This window comes from Thermus aquaticus (genome assembly GCF_001280255.1).
Classification (GTDB): Bacteria; Deinococcota; Deinococci; order Deinococcales; family Thermaceae; genus Thermus; species Thermus aquaticus.
On the sequence record NZ_LHCI01000098.1, the window covers coordinates 1 to 506 of the forward strand.

Here is a 506-nt window from a genome sequence, read left to right on the forward strand (position 1 = left end):
ACACAAACCGTAGTGGAACTCGAACCATCAGGCTTTGTTTCGTGCTTGACTTCAGCACTACATCCACGCGAAATTAGAAGACCGACAATAGCAGCCCCAGCAAGCACAGCTGGCAATATAGCGCCATGTGTTTCTGCGAGTTCATCAGCTGTAATTTCCTGTAATGAAACGTTCCTACCCTGACTGTGCAGGGCGTAGGAGACCAAGTACCCCTGAGCCAGGGATTGGGCAGGTAAGACCGCCACCAGGGCCAGGGCCATCAGGACCATGAGCACCTTGCGCATCCTTTACCTCCTCGCTGTAGGGAGTGTCCCTACACCTCAAGGGTACCATGCCCCCCCCCCCCCCTTGCTGTCAAGGTTCTGTAATCGGTCAATACATCCCTTCGTGTGCTACTTGATCTGTCCCCCCAGGGTGTGAAAAAAGAGGGGGTGCTATGCCACAAGACCGTGAGCACCCCCTCTACCATCTTGACGCAGAGACCCTCATCGTGGCTACCTACATTT

The 506-nt window shown here is 54.3% G+C and carries 1 protein-coding gene; it reads right to left on the bottom strand.

Annotation, left to right across the window (positions count from 1 at the left end; translation table 11 throughout):
* Nucleotides 1-284 (bottom strand): hypothetical protein (locus tag BVI061214_RS13350; RefSeq protein ID WP_211256767.1); only part of this gene is annotated, 284 nt, incomplete at its 3' end.
* Nucleotides 285-506 lie beyond the last annotated feature (222 nt).